The organism is Saccharothrix sp. ST-888, from assembly GCF_000955975.1.
GTDB lineage: Bacteria > Actinomycetota > Actinomycetes > Streptomycetales > Streptomycetaceae > Kitasatospora.
In genome coordinates, this window is the sequence record NZ_JYJF01001074.1 from 1 (window position 1) to 267 (window position 267).

The 267-nt window shown below is 72.3% G+C and carries 1 protein-coding gene; it reads left to right on the forward strand.

Annotated elements, in window-relative coordinates:
* The coding region (locus UK12_RS35675; RefSeq protein WP_045307384.1) for a hypothetical protein at positions 1–267 on the forward strand (267 nt) is incomplete at both ends.

Consider the following 267-nt stretch of genomic DNA (forward strand, 5'->3'; position numbering starts at 1 on the left):
AGGCGCTGGCCGACGCCCGGCTGTCGGCGGACCAGGTCGACGTGGTCGAGGCGCACGGCACCGGCACGGTGCTGGGTGACCCGATCGAGGCGCAGGCGCGGCTCGCTACCTACGGCCGTCAGCGGCCTGCCGAACGGCCGCTCTGGCTCGGCTCGTTGAAGTCCAACGTCGGCCACACCCAGGCCGCCGCCGGTGTCGCCGGTGTGATCAAGATGGTGCTGGCACTCCAGCACGGAGTGCTGCCGCAGAGCCTGCACGTCGACGAGC